Source organism: Conexibacter woesei Iso977N, from assembly GCF_000424625.1.
Taxonomy (GTDB): Bacteria; Actinomycetota; Thermoleophilia; order Solirubrobacterales; family Solirubrobacteraceae; genus Baekduia; species Baekduia woesei_A.
In genome coordinates this window covers 415,254-432,340 of sequence record NZ_AUKG01000003.1, presented here as the reverse complement: position 1 = coordinate 432,340, position 17,087 = coordinate 415,254, and the positions used below count along the sequence as shown (strand labels likewise).

Sequence of the window (17,087 nt, the reverse complement as noted above, 5' to 3'; positions counted from 1 at the left end):
CGACGCCACCGTCGGCGGTGTGGCTGAGCGTCGCGCCGGGACCGGGCGAGCCGTTCGGGGCCGAACCTCAGGGTCAACGGTGCACAGTGGCTCGCAGAGGACCCAAATGCACCGCTGACCTCGCCAACGGCAGCCAGGGGTTCCATACGAACACCAAACTGCCGTTGACCCGCCCGTTCGGCCCCCGAACCCTCGCCCGGAGCCGCCCTCACGCCGAGCCACACCGCCACGGTGGAGCGTCGCCGCAAACGCCACTCTCCCATCGATGAGCGCCAGCCGGCCCGGAGCGGCACCACGCCCGCCCCGCACTGAACGCCACCGACAGACGCGCGGCCCGCGTTACGAGCGGAAGACCGACCGCCCCGGGTAGGTCGCGTCGGTGCCGAGGGCTTCTTCGATGCGCAGCAGCTGGTTGTACTTCGCGACGCGGTCAGAGCGGCTCGGGGCGCCGGTCTTGATCTGGCCGCAGCCGGTTGCGACGGCGAGGTCGGCGATGGTGACGTCTTCGGTCTCGCCCGAGCGGTGGGACATGACGGCGGTGTAGCCGTTCTCGCGGGCCAGGGAGATGGCGGCGAGCGTCTCGGTCAGGGTCCCGATCTGGTTGACCTTGATCAGGATCGAGTTGCCGACGCCGGCGTCGATGCCGCGCCTCAGCCGCTCGACGTTGGTGACGAAGAGGTCGTCGCCGACGAGCTGGACGGTGTCGCCGATCTCGTCGGTCAGCGCCTTCCAGCCGTCCCAGTCCTCCTCGTCCATGCCGTCCTCGATCGACAGGATCGGGTACTTGCCGGCCAGCTCGCCCCAGTAGGCGGCGAGCTCGGCGGCGGTCAGCTTCCGGCCCTCGTGCTCCAGGTCGTAGACGCCGCCCTTGTAGATCTCCGACGTCGCGGGATCCAGCGCGATCGCGATGTCGTCGCCCGGCTTGTAGCCGGCGGCCGCGATGCCCGCGACCAGCAGCTCCAGCGCCGCCTCGTTGGACTCCAGGTTCGGCGCGAAGCCGCCCTCGTCGCCGACGGTCGTCCCGAGCCCCTTGTCGTGCAGCGTCTTCTTCAGCGCGTGGAAGACCTCGGCGCCGTACCGGAGCCCCTCGCTGAACGACGTCGCCCCGACCGGCACGATCATGAACTCCTGGAAGTCCACGCTGTTGTCCGCGTGCGCCCCGCCGTTGAGCACGTTCATCATCGGGACCGGCAGGATGTGCGCGCTCTCGCCGCCGAGGTAGCGCCACAGCGGCAGCGACTCCTCCGCCGCGGCCGCGTGCGCCGCGGCCAGCGACACGCCGAGGATCGCGTTCGCGCCGAGCCGGGACTTGTTCGGCGTCCCGTCCAACTCGATGAGCCTGGCATCCAACCCCGCCTGATCCGACGCGTCGAGCCCCGCGATCGTCTCCGCGATCTCCCCGTTCACGTTCGCCACCGCCTGCCCGACGCCCTTGCCCAGCCACTCCGAGCCGCCGTCCCGCAGCTCCGTCGCCTCGAACTCACCGGTCGACGCGCCGGACGGCACGGCAGCCCGCCCCGTGGCGCCGGACCGCAGAGCGAGCTCGACCTCGACGGTCGGGTTCCCTCGCGAGTCCAGGATCTGACGGGCGTGGACGCGTTCGATGGCGCTCATGTCTGGGAGTCGTCCTCTTCTTGGAGTCGGGCCTGCGCGTAGTAGTTGACCTGGGCGCCGGTGCCGAGCTGATCCCAGGTCGCGCCGTCGGCGGCGGCCAGCGCTTCGGCCGCCTCGACACGCGCGCGAAACCTATCGGCCGAGGACCGCACGGCGAGCTCCGGGTCGACCTTCAGCTTGCGCGCGACGTTGACGACCGAGAACAGCAGGTCGCCGACGGCCTCGAAGCGCGCGTCGTCATCGCCCGCCGCCTCGAGCACCTCGAGCTGCCCCACGACCGCGTCGTACGGCACGTCGGCCATGTCGAACCCGGACGACGCCGCCCGCCGCTGCACCTTGCGCGCGTACGTCGGCCCCGGCAGGTTCTCCGGCACCTCGCCGAAGATCCCCGGCTCGCGCCCCGCCTCGGTGGACTTGATCGCGTCCCAGTTCTGCAGGACCTGCGCCGCGTTCTCCACCTCGACCGACCCGAAGATGTGCGGATGGCGCCGGATCAGCTTCTGGCGCACGTGCTCGGCGACGTCGGCCAGCGATCCCGCGCCGCGCTCCTCGAGCAGCAGCGCCAGGAAGTGCACCTGGAACAGGACGTCGCCCAGCTCGTCCAGGAGCTTGCCGTCGTCACGCCGCCAGGCGGCGTCCGCCAGCTCGTAGGCCTCCTCGAGCGTGTGCGGGACGATCGTGCGCTCGTCCTGCTCGCGGTCCCACGGGCACTCGACCCGCAGCTTCCGCGTCAGCTCGTCGAGCGCCTCAACGGCGGCGGCGCCGCGAGCAGCGGCGCCCGCGGCGGGGTCATCGGAAGACACCCGCCGCAGGCTACCGGCGAACCCTCTACTTCGACGTCGACGTGCCCGAGTCGGCGGGCGCCGTCTGCGTCTGCGGCGTCGGCTGCGCGGCGGCGGTCGCCGTCGTCGCGCTCCTCTTCGGAGCGTTGCTGCAGTCGTCGTTCACGTAGGACTTGGAGCAGTCCGTGCGGTCCTTCCACTTCTTCTCGAAGGACTTGCTGAACGCGTTGATCTTGTTCTGCTGCGTCTGCGAGACGAGCAGCTGCTTGATCGACGCCTTGGACTGATCAAGGCTCTGCTGCGTGCCCGGCGTGATCTTCTCGACCTCGAAGACGTAGTAGCCGAACTGCGTCTTGACCGGCCCGACGATCTTGCCCTTGTCGGCCGAGAACGTCGCCTCGTCCAGCGCCTTCTCCTGCTGGCCCTTCGGGACCGCCGCCAACAGGCCGCCGTTGTCACGCGTGCCCTGGTCGATCGAGTACTTGGCCGCGACCTGCTTGAACGACTGGCCGGAGTCCAGCGCCGCCTTGGCCTTCTTGGCCTCGGCCGCGGTCTTGGTCAGCACGATCCGCAGGTCGCGCTTCTCGGGCTGCGCGAACCTCGACTTGTTCTTGTTGTAGTAGTCGGCGATCTGCGCGCTGGAGACCTTGTCGGACCCCTCGAGGATCTTCGTGCGCAGCTTCGTCGTCAGGTCCTGGACCCGGATCCGGTAGAGCAGGTCCTCCTGCACGTAGCCGGACGACTTCAGGAAGGCGAGGTAGTCCTTGTCCTTCGGGAAGCTCTGGTTGCGCTGCTTGTCGAAGTCCTTCTTGACGTCGGTGTCGGCCACCTTGACGCCACGGTCATCGGACTCGCCCTCGATCCACGCGGACGTGATCAGGAACTGCATGACCTGGTCCTTGAGGGAGTTGTACTCCGTCTGGCACTGGGTCTTGTACGTCGCGTCGGTCGGCGTCGGCTGGCCCCTGGCCGGCTTCGTCGCCGTCTTCTTCTTGTTCGCGATGCACTTCGTGAAGTTCGGTGGATCCGGGACGACGGCGGCGGCCGTCGAGCCCGTCGACTGCGCCTGCGAGGTCGCGGCGACGTTCAGCCAGTGGTTGAAGGTTTCCGTCTTGATCGTGTCGCCCCCGATGTCCGCTACGGAGTTCCCGGGGACGCCGCTGTCACCGCACGCGGAGAGAGCGAGAGGAAGCACGAAAAAGGCGCCCAAGAGCGCCGCATACCGACGAGGCGATGTCATAGCGCGCCGGAAGCTACCAGTCTCCGTATGAACGGGGCCTTAAACCTGTGTCCAATCCGCACACGTGCGTGTGCCGATCGTCAGGTCGCGTACGCCATCAGGCCGCTTCGGTGGCGACCGCGAGCAGCGCGTCGGCCGCCGCAACCACCGCTGGGAAGCGCTTTTCGGGCTCCCTGGGCACCGTGACCGACAGCTGCGCGCGGCCTGGTTCGTAGACCGACGACGGCAGCGCCTCCTTGAGCCGCCTGGCCCGCTCCTCGTCGAGGTCGACCGGCGTGACCGCCAGGCGATCGCCCCGGAACGACACCGCGCGCGCCCCCGCCTGGCCGAGCTTGATCCGCGCCTGCTGGAGCGCCAGCAGGTTCAGCAGCGGATCCGGGACCTCGCCGAAGCGATCCTCCAGCTCGTCACGGAGCAGTGCCAGATCGGCAACTTCGCGCGCGCCCGCGATCCGGCGGTGCACGTCGATCTTGGCCTGCTCGTAGGCGATGTAGTCGGCCGGGATGTAGGCATCGACGTTGACGTCGAGCCGGACCGGCTCGGGCATCTCGTCGCCCGCGCCCTCAGGCGCCGCCTCGGCGACCGCCTCGTCGAGCATCTGCATGTACAGCTCGAAGCCCAGCGCGGCCACGTGGCCGGACTGCTCGTCGCCGAGCAGGTTGCCGGCGCCGCGGATCTCCAGGTCGCGCATGGCGATCTTGAAGCCCGCGCCGAGCTCGGTGTAGTCGCTCAGCGCGCTCATCCGCTTCATGGCCTCCTCGGTCAGCGCGGCGTGCGCCGGGTAGAGGAGGTAGGCGTAGGCGCGCTCGCGGGACCGCCCGACGCGCCCGCGGATCTGGTACAGCTGAGCGAGCCCGAACAAGTCGGAACGCTCCACGATCAACGTGTTGGCCTGCGGGATGTCGATCCCGGACTCGATGATCGACGTCGCCACCAGCACGTCGGACTCGCCGCGCAGGAACGACATCATGCGCCTCTCCAGCTCCCTCTCGTCGAGCTGGCCGTGCGCGACCTCGAACGACACGCCCGGGCACAGGCCGCGCAGGCGCTCGGCGGTCTCGTCGATCGACTCCACGCGGTTGTGCACGAAGAACGCCTGTCCCCCACGGTTCTTCTCGCGCATGATCGCCTGCTTGACGAGCTCCTCGTCGTACTCGCCGACGTAGGTCTTGACCGGCCGGCGGCCCTCCGGCGGCGTCTCGATGACCGAGATGTCGCGGATGCCCGCCATCGACATCTGCAGCGTGCGCGGGATCGGCGTGGCGCTCATCGCGATGACGTCGACCTTCAGCTTGAGCTGGCGCAGCAGCTCCTTCTGCTTGACGCCGAAGCGCTGCTCCTCGTCGACGATGATCAACCCGATGTCCTTGCCCCGCATGTCCCTGCCGAGCAGGCGGTGCGTGCCGATCAGGATGTCGACCCTGCCGTCGTTGAAGGCGGAGACGACCTCCCTCTGGTCCCTCGGCGTGCGGAACCGCGACACGTGGTCGACGGTGAACGGGTAGTCCTTCAGGCGCTCGGCGAAGTTGCCGTAGTGCTGCTGGGCGAGGATCGTCGTCGGGGCGAGGACCAGCACCTGCTTGCCGTCGTCGGCGGCCTTGAACGCGGCGCGCAGCGCGACCTCGGTCTTGCCGTAGCCGACGTCGCCGCAGATCAGGCGGTCCATCGGCGTCGAGCGCTCCATGTCGCCCTTGACGTTCTCGATCGCCTCGCGCTGGTCGGCGGTCTCGTTGTAGGGGAACTTCTCCTCGAACTCGCGCAGCCACTCCGAGTCCTCGGGGTACGCGTGCCCGGCGCGCTTGCGGCGCTCGGCGTAGAGGTTGAGCAGCTCGCCGGCCAGCTCCTGCGCGGCGCGGCGGGCGCGGGCCTTCATCGTCTCCCACGCCTTGCCGCCGAGCTTGCTCAGCGTCGGCGCGCCGGAGCCGGCGCCGAGGTAGCGGGAGATCTTCGCCAGCTGCTCGACCGGCATGTACACCTTGTCGCTGCCGGCGAACTCGAGCTGCAGGTAGTCGCGGGTGACGTTGGCCACCGTCTTGGTCTCGAAGCCCGCGAAGCGCGCGACGCCGTGGTCCTCGTGGACGACGTGCTCGCCGGTGCGCAGGTCGGAGAACGAGCGCAGCGCGCCGCGGCGGCGCGCGCGGCCGGCGGCCTCGGCGTCGTCTCTTTCGGCGCGGCGGCGGCGGAACAGGCGGTGCTCGGGGATGACCGCGATCCGCGGGCCGCCCGCGATGAAGCCGTCGCGCAGGTTGGCGACCGCGAAGCGCAGGTCGCCGGGCGCGACCTCCTGGGAGCCGTCGTCCTCCAGCCAGTGGGCCTTCAGCCGGGCCAGGTTGTAGGCCGTGCGCTCGCCCGCGCCGCGCTGGGGCCAGGTGACGACCGTGCGGTAGCCGCCGCGGACCTGCTTCTCCAGCTGCGGCTCGGCCTCGCGCAGCGAGCGCGCGGCGAGGTCGGCGGCCTGGGCGCGGAAGGCGAACGGCTGGTCGGACGTCAGCGCAGAGAGCCGCGCGTGCGCTCGGGCATCCAGAGCGCTCGCGATGTCCTCGGGCTTGACGTAGAGGTTGCGCGCGTCCTGCGCGTGGAACGCGGCGCAGACGTCCTGCCAGTGGTCGTGCAGGACCGGGCCGACCTCGGCCTCCTCGGCGAGCACGACGCCGGCGTCGGCGGGCGCGAGGTCCAGGAACGCGCGGAACTGGTCGACGGGCAGCAGCTCGGCGACGTCCGGGCGGTCCTCGGCGTCGCTCGCGACCGCGGCGATCTCGGCGGCCTCGCGGTGCTCGGCGGCCAGCTCGGCCGCGGGCGCGATCTCCAGCTCGGTCAGCTCCTGCAGCGAGCGCTGCGTGAACGTGGAGAACTCGCGCAGCGTCTCGATCTCGATGTCGAACAGGTCGACCCGGACCGCGTGGTCGGAGGTCGCCGGGAAGACGTCGAGGATCCCGCCGCGGATCGCGAACTGGCCGCGGTCGCCGACCTGGTCGACGCGCTCGTAGCCGGCCGCGACGAGGTCGGCGCTGACCTCGTCGAGGTCGAGCAGGTCCCCCACGCGCAGCCAGAACGACTTCGGGCGCAGCGACGGGTCCGGGACCTTCTCGGACAGCGCGACGGCGGAGACGACCACGACCGGCGGCTCGACGTCGTCGCCCGGGCCGCGCGCCTCGTACTCCAGCAGCGCGTCGAGCGCGGCGACGCGCAGGCCGACGAGGTGCGGCGGCGGCGCGAGGTGCGACTCGTAGGCGACGCCGCGGCTCGGGTAGTAGCGGACGGGCCGCGGCGCGAGCCAGTGGCGCAGGTCGGCCGCGAGGTCGCGGGCCTGGCGGTCGTCGGCGGCGACGACCAGCGCGGCGCGGCCGGCGAGCGGCCCGTCGACCCCGTCGAGCAGGGCGCCGATGACGAACGGCCGGTAGGAGGCGGAGACGAACGCGCGGCCGCCCTCGCGCGCGAAGCGCGTGGCGTCGGGGTCGTCGGAGAAGTGCGAGAGGAGGGGGCGAAGCGACATGTAGGGCATGCGCAGCGACCGCGCAGGACGCGCGGCCGGTGGCTGCATCACATGGTAGTCGCGCGCCGCGGGCGGGCTACTTGCTGTCGAGCTCGCCCGAGAACGAGCCGCTCGAGGAGCCGGAGCTGTCGCCGGAGCCCGAGCTGCTGCTCGTGCCGTCGTCCTGCCCGAACGAGACGTAGAGCGTCAGGAAGGAGATCGTCGACACGAGGTTCGTCCGGTAGAGGCCGTGGCCGTCGTCGACGGCCATCATGCGATGGCCGGACGGCGACACCACCGCCATCGCGGCCTGCCTCGCGCCGTCGCTCCATACCCCGACCCTGCCGACCGGGACCGCGCCGTCCGGGCCGCTCATCGCCACGTAGCCCAGCTTCCTGCCGGCGGCGACGAGCTGGCCGGTCGTCCTGTAGGCCTGGCCGCCGGGCGCGGCGAAGTCGACCGCGCCGGAGTTGAAGACCGTCAGCGCGGCCAGGTCCTGCATCCAGGCCTTGCCGGCCGCCGTGCCGCCGGCGAACGCGACCGCGTGGAAGTCGTCGATGACGGAGCAGACATCGCCCGTGCCGCCCTTCAGCGTCACGGTGACCGCGTCGCCGTGCGCCGGGACCCGCCCGACGCCGGCGCCACCCTCGGCGTGCAGCGCCTGGTCGACGAAGCTCGGGAGCAGCGACGGCGCCGGGATCGCCGAGCAGCCGATGGTGACGCGCCGGCCGCGCAGCGCGCGCAGCGTCCTGGCGGCCCTGCCCGTGAAGCGCACGGTCGCGCGCCGGCCGCTGACCGTCGCGCGGATCCCGTCGGCGGGCGCCAGCGGCGTGTTGCTCCTGAACGGCGACCTGGTCCTGTCGGCGTCGGGGCTCTTGGGCTCGGTCCTCACGTCCGACCTGAGGCGGGCGGCGACGTCCGCCGGGATGTCGTCGGTCTCGCCGTAGGGGTCCATCTCGTTGAGGACGTTGGTGGCCAGGACGTAGCCGCCGAGGTCCTGGATCACCAGGCGGCGGCCCGCGGCGCTGAGCGTCGCGGCCGCGGCGTGGGTGCCGTCGGTCCAGTAGCCGATCAGGCCGGCGGGCGGCGTGGCGTCCGGCGCGTCCATCGCGACCACGCCCGCGCCGAGCGTGGCGGCCGGCTGGTAGCCGGTCGCGGTGTGGGCCCTCTGGAGCAGGCGGCGCAGCGCGGGCGCCCGCTCGGCCTCGTCCACCCGTGTCACGGCCGCGGGCGTCAGCGGGACCTCGGCGACAAAGGTGGAGTCCGTGTTGTGCGCGTCGACGTGGTGGACGCGCTCGACGTCGCAGGTGTCCGCGGCGCCGGGCACGTTGTCGGGGGTGTTGCCGAGCAGCTTGACGTGGGCGACGCCGTCGGCGCCGACCGTCCCGTCGCCCCAGGTGCGGTCGCTGTCGGAGCCGGACGCGTCCTGGCTGTCGGCGTCGACGAGCTGCAGCGGCGAGCGCGGCCTCTCGACGCTGCAGTCGAGGCCCACGGTCCGCCCCGCCTTCAGGCGCGACGTCGCGAGCGCCGCGGGCGTGAACCTGACGTCCACGGTGCTGCCGGTGCGCACGGCGCTCACGCCGGTGCTCGGCCCGAGGATCTTGGCGCCGGCCGACGGGACGAGCGCAGCCGCGGCGATGAGGGTGGTGGATGCAGTGAGGAGTGTCGAGCGGATCATGAAGGCAGGACGTGCGCGCATGGTCAGTTGCCCTCGAGCAGCGCGAGGAACGCGAAGCCGTCGGCGGTGTAGAGGCTCAGCGTGTTGGAGGCGATCACGCCGTCGCCCTCGTCGGCGTAGCCGTAGGTCGTGCCGCTGGCCGAGCGGATCGCCACCACCGCGTGCTGCGCACCGTCGGTCCAGACGCCGACCCTGCCGGCCGGCGGCGCCGCGGTGGGCCCGGACAGCGCGACGAGCTTCGGGGCGGTCGCGACGACCGCGGCGGTCGTGCGGTAGGCCGTCGCGCCCCTGGCCGCGAACGTGAGCTTCCTCACGACCGCGTAGAGCTGTTGGAGCGCTTGGACGTCCTGGATCCGGACGCGGCCCGCGCGCGTCGCCGGCGCCATCCCGACCGTGACGCCGTCGTCGGTGACGATGCAGATGTCCGGCGCGCCGTTGCCCTGCAGCGTGACCGCGACGCGCCCGCCGCTGCGCGGCACGCGGGTCACGGCGGTGGCCACGGCGTACGACCTCGCGGTGAACAGCTGGAAGATCGACGGGAACAGCACGCGCGGCAGGGCCGGCACGCAGGTGGCGCGGACCTTGCGGCCCTCGATCGCGCGGTAGGACGCCGCTGCCGCGCCGGTGAAGCGCAGGACCAGGCGGCGGCCGGCGAGCGTCGCGCGCAGGCCGGGCAGCGGCGTGATGCCGTCACGCGACCTCAGGTGCCTGGGCCTGCTGCCGTCGCGCTCGGGGTCCTTCTTCGGCTTGGCCTTCACGTTGCCGCCAGAGACCGCGCCGCCGAGCAGCGCCCCGAGGGCGGCGTCGGGGTCGGTGAGGTCGCTGGCGCCGAACGGGTCGCTCTGGTCCAGGACGTTGGACGCGAGCGTCAGGTCGCCCCGGTCGGCGAGCAGCAGGCGACGGCCGGCGGCGCTGGTGGTCGTCGTCAGCGCCTGGTGGCCGTCGGTCCAGTAGCCGATCGTCCCCGCGGGAACGCTGTCGCCGGGCGCGGCGAGCGCCGTCACGCCCGCGACCGTGGCCGCGGCCTTGTAGCCACCGCCGGGCTGCTGGGCGGCCGAGAGCGCGTGGTGCAGGGCGACCGCGCGGTCGGTCTCGTCGGCGTAGGCCTGGCCCGCGGGCGTCAGGCCGATCTCGCCGACCGCGAACGAGTCGGTGCCGTCCTTGACCGTCTTGACGACGTCGAGCTCGCAGGCGTCGTAGCCGGCGAACGGGGGTTTGCCGTTGAGGCTGTCCTCGACGGTCAGCGTTGCGACGCCGTTGGCCCCGAGCTTGCCGACGGCCTCCAGCTCGTTGTCGTCGCTGCCGCCGCTGTCGTCGGCGAGCTCGCCGTCCTGCGCGAAGGCGAGGCCGCGCGTGGGCGGGACCGGCTCGCAGTCGGCCTCGAGCCTGCTGCCCGTCCTCAGCCCGGCCGCGGCGACCGCCGCGGGCGTGAACGTCACCGTGACCGTCTCCCTGACGGGCGGCGCGGCGGTCAAGCCGGTGCTCGGACCGAGCACGACCGCGCCGGCGGCGGTGGGCGCGCCACCAGCGATGAGCGCGCCGAGAGTGATGAGGAGGACCGAGCGAGAGACCATGCGGCCGCGCAGCGTAGCGCCGCCGCGCCAGGGACGGTGCGCGGCCGCTGGCCGGATGTCCTAGGCGGCTCAGCCGTCGGCCATCGCGATCCCCGGCGTCGGGGTCACGAGCGTGCCGATCGTCCTCAGCGCCCGCGCGCAGGCGCGCTCGTCGGTCAGCGGGTAGGCCCTGTGCGCGAGCGTGTCGACCGCGATCGTCCTGCCGTACCTGGCGGTCAGCTCCCCGCCGTCACCGGCCGAGGCGTCGGCCGTCGAGTACCCGCTGCTGTCCGTTGCGCCGGCGACCGCCAGCCCGTTCGGCGTGCACTCGGCGCCGTTGTAGGCGTTGAAGCCGCCGAGCGAGCCGTCCCTGTAGAGGTGTCTGAGCGCGTAGCTCAGGTCCCAGGACGAGTAGAAGACCGGGTTGCCCGACGCCTCCAGGGCGGGCACGCCGAACGTCACGACGTACGTCCCGCGCGCCGGGTGCGGCACGTTCTGCCTGACCTCGGCGAGCAGGCCCTTGGAGACCTCGTAGTCGCTCGCCCACGTGTGCTGGTCGGCCCTCACGGTCCTCGCGCTGGTGATGCCCATCCCCAACGCGTACAACAACCCGACGGCGAGCGCGACCTTCAGCCAGTCGCGCCGCAGCGCCAGCACCGACGTCACCAGGACCATCACCGCCGCGTAGCCGACCAGGACGCTCGGCGCGCCGGCCAGCGCGTTGAAGCGGTTGGACTCCCCGATGACGTTCGGCACGTAGTAGGCGTCGCCGGGCACGAAGACTACGTAGGCCGCGGCGATGTAGACGACGCCGATGACCAGCAGCCAGCCCCAGCGGCAGATCGCGTCGACCCCGGGCCCGGCGGCCCGCCCCGCCGCGCGCGCGATCAGGAAGCCGGCGCCGATCGCCAGTGCGACGAGCGTCAGGACGCCCGCGGTGTGATCGGGCAGCCAGCTCGGCGACACGATCCCGTCGTAGACCTGCCAGTACCCGCGCAGGATCGCCCTGGCGTGGTCGAGGTCGTCGCTCAGGCTGTGCGTCGGGCGCGGCGTGTGCGACGCCGCCCAGGCGAGGCCGGCCGCGCTGATCGCCAGGTCCACGCCCCAGCGGCGCAGCACGCGCCCGTTCGGGCCGACGCCGAGGTAGACCAGCACGCCCGCCCAGAGGAACCCGGCGGTCGACTCGTAGGTGAGCACGGCCAGCAGGTAGAGCACGCCGGCGCCGATGTGCCGCCGCAGTGCAGCGCGCTGGTCGTCCTGCCTCAGCGCGCTCAAGGCCATCAACAACCCCGCGAGGTAGAAGACGCCGGCCAACCGGATCGCGCCGCCCGAGATCCAGAGCACGCCGGAGTCGCCGAACCACGTCACGAGGGCGAGCGCCGCGATCGCGAACGCGTGCGGCGAGCCGATCCCGCGGACGCGCAGCACCTGGTAGAGCAGGCTCAGCATCGTCGTGGTCATCGCGATCACGACGAGCGAGTGCAGCGACGTGTGCCAGCCGAGCGGCCCGAGCACGCCGCCGTAGACCACGAGCACCGGCCGCCAGGCGGTCGTGGCCCACAGCTCCCTGATGCCGTCCCAGTAGCCGCCGCCGTCCGCTCGATCGCGGAACACCGCCGAGGTGACGGCCCAGTCGTCGTCCCACAGGCCCGCGTGCCTGATGTACCAGCCGTAGACGAGCAGCGCGATCAGGACCAACCCCGCGACGCCCGCCCAGAGCGCCTGCCTGGGGCTGAGCTGCGGCAGCCCGCCGCGCTCGCTCGGCGCGGGCCTCTTCGGGGCCACCGGATCCGGGCCGCCATGGGTGGCCGCCAGGCGTTGCTGCCGTCGTGCCTGAGCAGCCCTCTTCTTGACCGCAGCGCTGGCCATGCGCGCGAGCATGCCAGCGCGACCGCAGCCCGTGGTGAAGGCCCCTGCCGTCTGGCTCTAGAGGGCGTCGCGGCCGTCGATGATGCGCTCGACGGCGTCGGCGGCGCGGTCGACGAGGTCGCGCACCTCGGCGTCGGGCTGGCGCCACTTGCCGAGGACGTAGGCGGAGACGATCTCGGGGTCGGTCGTGTCGGGACGGCCGATGCCGATGCGGACGCGGGCGAAGTCGGGAGAGCCGAAGCCCGCTTTGAGGGACTTCAGGCCGTTGTGGCCGGCGAGACCGCCGCCCATGCGGGTCCGGAGGTCGCCGAACCTGAGGTCGAGCTCGTCGTGGACCGCGATCACGTGGTCCAGCGGGAGCTTCAGCGTGCCGCGGGCCGGACCGGCGGAACGACCGCAGTCGTTCATGAAGGTCTGCGGCAGCAGCACACCGACCCGCGGACCGCCGGGCATCGTGCGCCCGTCGGCGTAGAGCCCGGCGAACGCCTTGCGCGGCTTGCCGAGCTCCCAGCGCGCGATCAGCGCCTCCGCCACCAGGAACCCCACGTTGTGCGGGGTCCGGGCGTACTGCGCTCCCGGGTTGCCGAGCCCGACGACCAGCCAGTCGACGGGCGCGAACGAACGACCCGGGAGCTTCAGCGAAGCGCCTTGCTACTCGGCGGCGTCGTCGCCGGAGGCCTCGGCGTCGTCGCCGGCCTCCGCGTCGCCGTCGGCCGGCGCGGCCTCGCCGACGACCTGGGTCTCGGTCTCGACCTCGTCGTCGGACTCGGTCGACACGCTCGGCGGCGTGATCGAGGCGAGCACGGTCGCGTCGGGGTCGTCGAGGAAGGTGATGCCCCTGGGCGCCGTGATCTCGGAGAGCTGGATCGTGGCGTTCATCTCCATCTTGGAGACGTCGACCTCGATGAACTCGGGGATCTCGTTCGGGAGCGCCTCGATCGTCAGCTCGCGCGTGACGTGCTCGAGGATGCCGCCCTCGATGATGCCCGGAGCGGACTCGTCGCCGACCAGGTGGATGGCGACCGGCGCCTGGATCGCGACGTTGAGGTCGACGCGCAGGAGGTCGACGTGCATCAGCTCGCCGCGCACCGGGTGGCGCTGGGCGTCCTTGAGGACGGCGGGCGTGCCGGCCCTGCCGTCGATCGTCAGCTCCAGCACGGCGCCCTTGGCGGCCAGCGCGTGGCGCAGCGTGCGCGCGTTGACGGCGAACGCGACGGGATCCTCCCCGCCGCCGTAGAGCACGCCGGGGACCTGGCCGGCGCGGCGCAGGCGGCGGGTCTCGCGGGAATGGGCCGCCTCGCGGGCGTGGACGTCGAGCTTGGTGGTCTGATCGGCCATGAGCGACGGCTGATGGTAGCGGAGCGGACCCCGCTACCGCCTTCTCGCTTCAGGGCCGAACGGTTCGAACCTCAGCCGCTGATGCTGCCCGAGCCGGTCGACGTGTCCGGCGACCCGGACCTGCCCAGCGAGTCGAGCAGCTTGCTCGCGTCGATCGTGTCGGAGTCCGCCGGCGGCTTGGCGGTCACGTCGACGCCGTACTTCGTCATGTCGACGGTCATCGACATGCTCGCCCTCTGGCCCTGCACGGTCATGTCGTACTTCATCGACTCGCGCCGGACCAGGTGGTCCTTGTCGATCCAGACGTCGAGCGGCAGCGAGCTCACGCCCGACAGCTTCTCCAGCTGGCTGACCGCCTTCTCGGCGTCCGCCCCGCCCTTGGCCGCCGCCTTCTTGAGGTCGATGACCGCGTGGTAGTGCGTCGTCGGCACGCCGTTGATCGTCTCGTCGCCGACCTTGGTCGACGTGCCCGCGCCCTTGAGGTAGTCGAGCACCTGCGACGGGTCCTGCGACGCGCCGCCACCACCGGTCAGCGAGCTGAGGTCGATCCCCTGCGACTTGGCGGCCGCGTCGAGGTCGAGCTTCATCCAGTCCTTGCCGCCGGGCAGCTTGCCCTTGAAGGCGTCGCTGGTGACGTAGACCGTGTGGCCCTTGATGATCTCGTCCATCTTGATCGTCTGACCGGCCGCGGAGGTGGTCATCGACATCTGGCCGAGCTTGCCCGCGCGGTCGAACGTGCCGCTGCCCGACAGCGGGACCGTCTGGCCGGCGGCGCCGACCTCACCCCTGATCGTCATCGCGATGCCGCCCTTCTGCGCACCGGTGACGTCGGCGGCCTGGGCCACCGGGTCGAGCGCGTTCCTGGCGGAGGACGCCGCGCTCCTGGCGGAGTCGCCGGCGCCGCAGCCCGACGCGGCGAACGCGGTCGCCGCGCACGCGGCGCCGATGGTGAGGATCCGTGCGGGGAGGGGTGACATGCCCCGCACGGTACCCATCGGCGCCATCGTCAGACCAACGATCGGCTAGGGCCCGTACTGCTTGGTGCCCTTGTAGATCCGCTGCAGGTCGTAGAAGACCGGCTTCTTGACGCCCGCCATCGTGATCGGCGCCTTCTGGTGGATCGGCGGCATCGGCCACGGGTTGCCGCCGTCCCAGCCCGGCTTGACCGCGAACTCCTCGATCGTCCACCACAGCGCGCCCGACAGCCACGGCTTGGTCGCGTAGACGCCGTAGTGGTAGTTCGCGAAGTCCGACTGGAACTGGTAGGTCCCGCGCTCCTCGACCGGGCCGTCGCGGTTGGCCTCCGCGCCGGTCTCGGTGATGAAGATCGCCTTCTTCGGATAGCACTGGCGCACGCTGTCGAGGTAGTCGCTCAGCGTCGTGCGGTCCGCGATCTGGCCGTTCGGACCGCTGTACCACCCGAAGTACTCGTTGATCCCGAGCACGTCCAGCGGCGCGTACTCCGGCTGGCAGCCGGCCGACGGGTAGCCGGCGACCGCCAGGCCCACGGGCCGCGTCGGGTCGATCGACTTCGCCAGCTTGACCGCGCGCTGGATGTAGTAGCCCTGGACCGGGCCGGGCCGCGCGCTCAGCTCGTTGCCCGCCGACCACACGATGATCGACGGGTGGTTGATGTTGGTGCGGACCGCGTTGGCCAGCTCCTTGGCCGCGAGCTTGCGGACCTTCTGCTCCTTGAGGTACTTGGTCTTGACCGAGTAGACCGGGACCTCGGTCCACGCGACCATCCCGAGCTCGTCCATGCGCTCGTAGTAGTACGGGTGCAGCGGGTAGTGGCTGCGGAACATCGTCGCGCCCTCTTCGCGCGCCCACTGGATCTGCTGCTCGCGCTGGGCGTCGTCGATCGCGAAGCCCCTGTCGAGCGAGTCCTCGTGGACGCCGAAGCCGCGCGCGTGCAGCGGCTTGCCGTTGATCATCAGGTGGCCGTCGACCACCTTGACCGAGCGGATGCCGGTCTGCACGAAGTAGCTCTCGAGCGTCCGGCCCTTCCTCCTGCCCTGCGCCGGCGCGGTCGCGGTCAACGACGTGTTGTAGAGGTACGGCGAGTCCGGCGACCACAGCCTCGGGCTCTTGACCGTGATCCGCTTCGTGAACGTCGCGAACTTCTTCGGTCCGACCGCCGCCGAGCCGAGGTCGACCCTGCGGTCGCCCAGCCGCGCGGTGACCCTCACCTTCTGGGACTTGTCACCGAAGTTGCGGATCGTCGTCTTGTAGGTGACGGCGGCGTCGCAGGTCCCGCACGGCAGGTCCGGCAGGACCGCGACCGTGTTGAAGTCGATGTTGTCGATCTGGCGCAGGTAGACCTCGCGCAGCAGGCCGCCGTAGTTCCACCAGCCGCCGGTCGGCGTGCCGATCGACGACAGCCCGGACGGCGGGAAGTCGGTCGGGAAGCGACGGTCGTCGACGCGGATCGCCAGGACGTTCGCACCGCCGCGCTTGAGCAGCGACGCCGGCAGGCGGATCTCGAACGGCAGGTAGGCGCCGGTGTTCCTCCCGATCAGCCTGCCGTTGAGGTAGACCTTCGAGCGGTAGTTGACCGACTCGAAGCGGACCACCCACGACAGCGCGGACTTCGCGCTCGGCAGGTGGAACGACTTCTTGTACCAGCCGACCCCGCCCGCGAACGACGCGTCGGAGTAGTCCCTCGCGTTCCAGGCGTTCGGGACGCTCACCGGCGTCCAGCCCGCGGTCGACGGGCTCGCGTTGTCGGCGACCGGGCCGTTGCCGGTGGCGTCGGCGCGGAAGTACCACGTGCCGGCCATCAGGAAGCGGCCGGACGCGCCGGTCCTGTAGAGGGTCTTGTTCAGCAGGCCGTCCGCCTGGGCGGCGTTGGCCTGCGGGGACTGGGCGCTCGCGGGACCGGCCAGCAGGGCCAGCGCGAGGAGGGCGATCAAGGTCAGCGGAAGGGTGCGTCGGAGCATCTCGGGGAGGGGGAACACCGTGGACGGTGGCGCGATGCGGTCCGACGAAAGGAAGGTCCGAGCCGGCGGCGCGGGGCCGTCAGCAGGAGTCCTCGTTGTCGGCCAGCGGGGCGCCGAGGCGCAGGAGGCTAACGGAGCGCTCGGTCATTGGACCGCCATGGCGCCGGACGACCACGCACTGCACGATCGGCCGCGACGTCACGCCGTGGACCCAGACGACGCGCGAGACGCCGGTCTTGTCGCCGAACGTGTACTGCGTCCCGGATGACAGCATCGCGATCTTGACCGCCCCCGCGCCCCTGGTCCGGGGCACGAACGCGCGGACCTTCGCGGCGCACGTGGCGTCACAGCCGTCGAGCTGCTTCAGCACCGCATCGGGGTTCCCGGACGCCTCGGCGCGGACGAGGTCGTAGAGCGTGTCGCGCTCGCGGTTCTCGGTGCTCAGCCAGCGCGTGGCCGCGAAGCCGCCGACGAGGACGACGAGCAGCGCGAGCGCCGCGATGACCGCGACCCTCGTGGACGGGCGCGGCAGCGGGCGGCGGCGTGCTGCTTGCGGTGACGGAGGCGACGATGGCGGCGGTGAGGCGGACACCGACGCGGAG

At 71.7% G+C, this 17,087-nt stretch carries 12 protein-coding genes; all 12 read right to left on the bottom strand.

Annotated elements, in window-relative coordinates; genetic code table 11:
• Positions 1 to 339: 339 nt before the first annotated feature.
• Positions 340 to 1,614, bottom strand: coding sequence for a phosphopyruvate hydratase (eno, locus tag H030_RS0123635; protein WP_027007951.1), 1,275 nt, complete (start codon positions 1,612 to 1,614; stop codon positions 340 to 342).
• Positions 1,611 to 2,417 carry a nucleoside triphosphate pyrophosphohydrolase gene (mazG, locus tag H030_RS34660; RefSeq protein WP_051223538.1) on the bottom strand — a complete coding sequence of 269 codons (807 nt, stop codon included), beginning with the start codon at positions 2,415 to 2,417 and terminating at the stop codon, positions 1,611 to 1,613. The genes eno and mazG overlap by 4 nt, the downstream gene beginning before the upstream one ends.
• Positions 2,418 to 2,442: 25 nt before the next feature.
• Positions 2,443 to 3,591 (bottom strand): peptidyl-prolyl cis-trans isomerase, encoded by a 1,149-nt coding sequence (locus H030_RS0123625; RefSeq protein ID WP_035129353.1) that lies wholly within the window; start codon positions 3,589 to 3,591, stop codon positions 2,443 to 2,445.
• A 142-nt stretch (positions 3,592 to 3,733) separates the two neighbouring features.
• On the bottom strand, positions 3,734 to 7,129 hold the full coding sequence (gene mfd / locus H030_RS34655) for a transcription-repair coupling factor (protein WP_035129566.1): 3,396 nt from the start codon (positions 7,127 to 7,129) through the stop codon (positions 3,734 to 3,736).
• A 76-nt stretch (positions 7,130 to 7,205) separates the two neighbouring features.
• Positions 7,206 to 8,807 (bottom strand): hypothetical protein, encoded by a 1,602-nt coding sequence (locus H030_RS0123615; RefSeq protein WP_196809251.1) that lies wholly within the window; start codon positions 8,805 to 8,807, stop codon positions 7,206 to 7,208.
• A gap of 2 nt (positions 8,808 to 8,809) precedes the next feature.
• Entirely contained in the window at positions 8,810 to 10,360 is a 1,551-nt protein-coding gene (locus H030_RS0123610; RefSeq protein ID WP_027007948.1) for a hypothetical protein, read from the bottom strand.
• Positions 10,361 to 10,429: 69 nt separating this feature from the next.
• Entirely contained in the window at positions 10,430 to 12,208 is a 1,779-nt protein-coding gene (locus tag H030_RS0123605; protein ID WP_155892240.1) for a hypothetical protein, read from the bottom strand.
• A 57-nt stretch (positions 12,209 to 12,265) separates the two neighbouring features.
• Entirely contained in the window at positions 12,266 to 12,808 is a 543-nt protein-coding gene (pth, locus tag H030_RS0123600) for an aminoacyl-tRNA hydrolase (protein WP_035129351.1), read from the bottom strand.
• 51 nt (positions 12,809 to 12,859) lie between these two features.
• On the bottom strand, positions 12,860 to 13,546 hold the full coding sequence (locus H030_RS0123595) for a 50S ribosomal protein L25 (RefSeq protein WP_027007945.1): 687 nt from the start codon (positions 13,544 to 13,546) through the stop codon (positions 12,860 to 12,862).
• A 71-nt stretch (positions 13,547 to 13,617) separates the two neighbouring features.
• Positions 13,618 to 14,523, bottom strand: a complete 906-nt coding sequence (locus tag H030_RS0123590; RefSeq protein WP_027007944.1) for a hypothetical protein — start codon at positions 14,521 to 14,523, stop codon at positions 13,618 to 13,620.
• 45 nt (positions 14,524 to 14,568) lie between these two features.
• Positions 14,569 to 16,485, bottom strand: coding sequence for a glycoside hydrolase family 2 protein (locus H030_RS0123585; protein WP_027007943.1), 1,917 nt, complete (start codon positions 16,483 to 16,485; stop codon positions 14,569 to 14,571).
• A gap of 79 nt (positions 16,486 to 16,564) precedes the next feature.
• Complete coding sequence (locus H030_RS0123580; RefSeq protein WP_027007942.1) at positions 16,565 to 17,077, bottom strand: hypothetical protein; 513 nt, start codon at positions 17,075 to 17,077, stop codon at positions 16,565 to 16,567.
• Between the last annotated feature and the right edge of the window lie 10 nt (positions 17,078 to 17,087).